Origin of the sequence: Kitasatospora sp. NPDC093558 (genome assembly GCF_040683475.1) — a bacterium.
GTDB lineage: Bacteria > Actinomycetota > Actinomycetes > Streptomycetales > Streptomycetaceae > Kitasatospora.
In genome coordinates this window covers 1-4,802 of record NZ_JBFBDY010000490.1, presented here as the reverse complement: position 1 = coordinate 4,802, position 4,802 = coordinate 1, and the positions used below count along the sequence as shown (strand labels likewise).

General features: G+C 68.5%; 4 protein-coding genes. All 4 read right to left on the bottom strand.

What is annotated here, in order from left to right; translation table 11 throughout:
* Positions 1 to 1,094: multiple monosaccharide ABC transporter permease (gene mmsB / locus AB0O00_RS29810; protein WP_363657000.1), on the bottom strand; the 1,094-nt coding region annotated here is incomplete at its 3' end.
* A 3-nt stretch (positions 1,095 to 1,097) separates the two neighbouring features.
* Positions 1,098 to 2,663, bottom strand: a complete 1,566-nt coding sequence (mmsA, locus tag AB0O00_RS29805) for a multiple monosaccharide ABC transporter ATP-binding protein (protein WP_363656999.1) — start codon at positions 2,661 to 2,663, stop codon at positions 1,098 to 1,100.
* A gap of 100 nt (positions 2,664 to 2,763) precedes the next feature.
* Entirely contained in the window at positions 2,764 to 3,816 is a 1,053-nt protein-coding gene (gene chvE, locus AB0O00_RS29800; protein ID WP_363656997.1) for a multiple monosaccharide ABC transporter substrate-binding protein, read from the bottom strand.
* Positions 3,817 to 4,221: 405 nt separating this feature from the next.
* On the bottom strand, positions 4,222 to 4,802 hold a 581-nt coding region (locus tag AB0O00_RS29795), incomplete at its 5' end, for a S1 family peptidase (RefSeq protein WP_363656995.1).

Below are 4,802 nucleotides of genomic sequence, written 5' to 3'. Positions count from 1 at the left end.
ATGATGGCGCCGAGCACGGTGCCCACGCCGCCGCTGGCGGAGGCGCCGCCGATGAAGGCGGCGGCGATGGCCTCCAGCTCGAAGTTGATGCCGGCTTGCGGCGTGCCGGCGTTGAGCCGTGCGGCGAAGACCAGCCCGGCGAGCGCCGCGAGGACGCCCATGTTGGTGAAGGCGAGGAAGACGACCCGCTTGCTCTTCACCCCGGACAGCTTGGCCGCGGCCTCGTTGCCGCCGATGGCGTAGGTGTGCCGCCCGATGATCGAGTTGCGCATCAGGTAGCCGAACCCGACCAGCAGGGCGCCGAGGATCAGCAGGACGATCGGCACGCCGTGGTAGCTCGCCAGCAGCATCGTGAAGACCACCACGGCTGCCGTGATCGCGGCGAGCTTGACGACGAACAGGCCGGCCGGGAGGACCTCCAGCCCGTACGAGGCGGTCTGCCGCCGGCCGCGCACCTCCTGGAGGATGGCGACGGCCAGCACCGCGAGGCCCAGCAGCAGGGTGAGGTTGTGGTAGTTGGTGTGCGGTCCGACCTCGGGGAGGAAGCCGCTGCTGATGCTCTGGAAGCCCTTGGGGAACGGCGCGACCGACTGGCCCTGCAGCAGGATCTGGGTGCCGCCGCGGAACAGCAGCATGCCCGCCAGGGTGACGATGAAGGACGGGATGCCCAGGTAGGCGATGAAGAAGCCCTGCCAGGCGCCGGCGAGGGCGCCGACCACCAGCGCGGCCAGCATCGCCACGGGCCACGGGACGTCGTGCTTGACCATCAGCACCGCCGCCGCGGCCCCGACGAAGGCGGCCAGCGAACCGACCGAGAGGTCGATGTGCCCGGCGATGATGACGATCATCATCCCGATCGCCAGGATGAGGATGTAACCGTTCTGCTGGATCAGGTTGGTGATGTTGAGCGGCTGGAGCAGGATGCCGTCCGTCCAGACCTGGAACAGCACCACGATCAGCGCGAGCGCGACCAGCATGCCGTACTGGCGCACGTTGCCGCGCAGCGCGCGGGCCAGGACGCCGCCGAGGGAGGGGCCGGGGCCGGCCTGCGGTGCCTTCGGGGACGTATCCGGGATGATCTCGGTCGGGGCCATGCCTCACACCTGCTCGTTGCTGGATGCGGCGCTCATGGTCATGAGCCGCATGAGGGATTCCTGGGTGGCGTCGGCACGGGCCACCTCACCGGTGATCCGGCCTTCGGCCATGGTGTAGATCCGGTCGCACAGGCCCAGGAGTTCGGGGAGTTCGGACGAGATGACGAGCACGGCCTTGCCCTGGGCGGCCAGCTCGGCGATGACGGTGTAGATCTCCGCCTTGGCGCCGATGTCGATGCCCCGGGTGGGCTCGTCGAGGATGAGGACCTCCGGCTCGGCGAAGATCCACTTGCTGAGGACGACCTTCTGCTGGTTGCCGCCGCTGAGCGTGCCGGTCCGGGTGAACACCGTCGGGGCCTTGATGTTCATGGTCTGCCGGAACGATTCGGCGACCTTGGCCTCCTCGTGCCGGTCGACCCGGCCCTTGCGGGAGAGCTTGCCGAGGGCGCTCAGGGAGATGTTCCGGCTGATGTCGTCGATGAGGTTGAGGCCGAAATGCTTGCGGTCCTCGGTGACGTACGCGATCCCGTGCGCGATCGCCTCGGGCACCGTCCGGGTGCGGATCTCCTCGCCGTGCAGCCGGACCTTGCCGCCCGCCCACCGCCCGTACGAGCGGCCGAAGACGCTCATCGCCAGCTCGGTGCGGCCGGCGCCCATCAGGCCGGCGACGCCGACGATCTCACCGCGACGCACGGTCAGCGAGGCGCCGTCCACCACCATGCGCTGCTGGTCGATGGGGTGCCGGACGCTCCAGTCCTCGACCTCGAAGGCGACCTCCCCGATGCTCGCCCCGCCCTCCGCGTAGGGCTGTCGCTCGGGGTAGCGGTGCTCCAGGTCGCGGCCGACCATCCCGCGGATGATCCGGTCCTCGGAGATGCCCTCGGAGCCGATCGCGATCGTCTCGATCGTCTGCCCGTCGCGCAGGATGGTCACGGAGTCGGCGACCCTGGCGATCTCGTTCAGCTTGTGCGAGATGATGATGCAGGAGATGCCCTGCGCCTTGAGCTCCAGGATCAGGTCGAGCAGCTTGCGGCTGTCCTCGTCGTTCAGCGCGGCGGTCGGCTCGTCCAGGATGAGCAGCTTGACCTTCTTGGCGAGCGCCTTGGCGATCTCGACCAACTGCTGCTTGCCGACGCCGAGATCGGCGACCCGGGTGTGCGGGTTCTCGTCCAGGCCGACCTGCCGGAGCAGTTCGGCGGCGTGGGTGAGCGTCCGGTGCCAGCTGATGATGCCCCGGGTGGCGTGCTCGTTGCCCAGGAAGACGTTCTCGGCGATGGACAGGTACGGCACCAGGGCCAGTTCCTGGTGGATGATGACGATGCCGCGCTGCTCGCTGGCCCGGATGTCCCTGAACCGGCAGGGCTCGCCCTCGAACAGGATCTCGCCCTCGTAGCTGCCGTGCGGGTAGACGCCGCTGAGCACCTTCATCAGGGTGGACTTGCCGGCGCCGTTCTCACCGCAGATGGCGTGCACCTCGCCCGCGGCGACGGCCAGGTTGACCTCGGACAGTGCCTTGACGCCGGGGAACGACTTGCTGATCGACCGCATTTCGAGAACGGGTCCAGCCATGGTTGTGCTTCCGTATCGTTCGGGGGCGGTGCGGTGGACACGGGTTGTCCGGCCCCCGCACCGCCGGTCGGGGCCGGTCCCGCCGGGACGGACCCGGGGACTACTTCAGCTGGTCGGCGGTGTACTGGCCGCTGTCCACCAGGACCTGCTTGTAGTTGTCCTTGTCGACGCTCACCGGCTGGAGCAACTGCGCCGGGACGGTCTTGGCGCCGTTGTCGTACTGGCTGGTGTCGTTGACCTCGGGCTTGCCGCCGGTCAGCACCGCGTCGCCCATCTGGGCGGCGGCCTTGGCCAGTTGGCGGGTGTCCTTGTAGACGGTCTGGGTCTGCTCGCCCGCGATGATCGACTTCACCGAGGCCAGCTCGCCGTCCTGGCCGGTGACGATGGGCAGCGACTTCGCGCTGCCGTAGCCGACGCCCTTGAGCGAGGAGATGATGCCGATCGAGATGCCGTCGTACGGCGAGAGCACGGCGTCGACGTGGGCGGAGGTGTAGGCCTTGCTCAGCAGGTTGTCCATCCGGGACTGGGCGACACCGCCGTCCCAGCGCAGCGTGGCGACCTGGTTGAAGTCGGTCTGGCCGCTCTGCACGACCAGCTTCTTCTGGTCCATGTACGGCTTGAGAACGCTCATCGCGCCGTTGAAGAAGAAGGTGGCGTTGTTGTCGTCGGGCGAGCCGGCGAACAGCTCGATGTTGAACGGGCCCTTGCCGTCCTTGAGCCCGAGCTTGTCGACGATGTAGCCGCCCTGGAGGACGCCGACCTTGTAGTTGTCGAAGGTCGCGTAGTAGTCGACGTTCTTCGTGCCGCGGATCAGCCGGTCGTAGGAGATGACCGGGATGTGTGCGTCGGCCGCCTTCTGCAGCACGTTGGTGAGCGAGGAACCGTCGATGGCGGCGATCACCAGCAGCTTGGCGCCCTTGGTGATCATGTTCTCCACCTGGGAGACCTGGTTCTCCACGACGTTGTCGCCGTACTGGAGGTCGGTCTTGTAGCCCTTGGCCTGGAACTCCTTGACCATGTTGTTGCCGTCGTTGATCCAGCGTTCCGACGACTTCGTCGGCATGGCGATGCCGACGAGACCGCCCTTGGCGTCGCCCTTGGCCGCGCCGTCGCCGGCCCCGTTGGTGCTCTGGCCGCAGGCTGCCAGGGACATGGCGAGACCCGCGGCGACGAGGCCCGCTGAAAGCTTCCGCACAGTTCCTCCAGTGATGTTCCGCGACCGGCACGGCGCCGCCCGATAGCAGGGTGGCCGGGAGCGGTCGAGCGGGTGCCGGCCGGGAGCGGTCCTCGTGTCGAGGGAGTGGGTCCGCAGGGGCTCCGGCCTGGCGTGAAATGAAGTGTTAACGCTAACAACCGTGACGTCAAGGGGCGCCGGATCACCGTTGGATCGCGGTTCTGCGTCGGTCGGTCCGCGTGAACGTCCACCACTGGCGCGAGAGTTGCACGGGCGACCGGGAGGTAAATCTTGAGTGAACGTTTGGTGTCGTCCTGGCCTGCAAAAAGAGTGCCCGCCTCCCGCCGGCGGACGGGAAGCGGGCACCCGCTCGGGGGAGGGGGGTCAGCTGGTGGCCAGGGTCAGACCGTAGGCGTCGAGGATCGGGTTGACGGGCTGGAAGTAGGTGGTGCCGCCGGAGGTGCAGTTGCCGGAGCCGCCGGAGGTGACGCCCTGCGCCTGGCTGCCGGAGATGAACGAGCCGCCGGAGTCGCCGGGCTCGGCGCACACGGTGGTGCGGGTGAGGCCGGAGACGGAGCCCTCGGAGTAGTTGACGGTGGCGTTGTACTGCCGCACGGTGCCGCAGTGCCAGCCCGTGGTGGAACCCGACCGGCAGACCGAGGAGCCGATGGGGGCGACCGAGGACCCGGAGACCGTCACCGTGCCGCCGGCGTAGTTGTTGACCAGCGGCTGGGCCGTCCAGCTCGAATCGGCCAGGACCCACGAGTAGTCGTTGCCGGGGAACGTCGAGCCCTGGAAGGTGCCGATGGAGGAGCCGTCGCGGGTGGTGGCGCTGGAGCCGGCCTGGCCGCAGTGGCCGGCGCTGACGAACCCGGGCTGGCCGTTCGAGGTGACCGGGAAGCCGATTGAGCAGCGGGCGGCGCTGTCGATGTAGTAGGCGTCGCCGCCGCGCAGGTCCGCCAGAG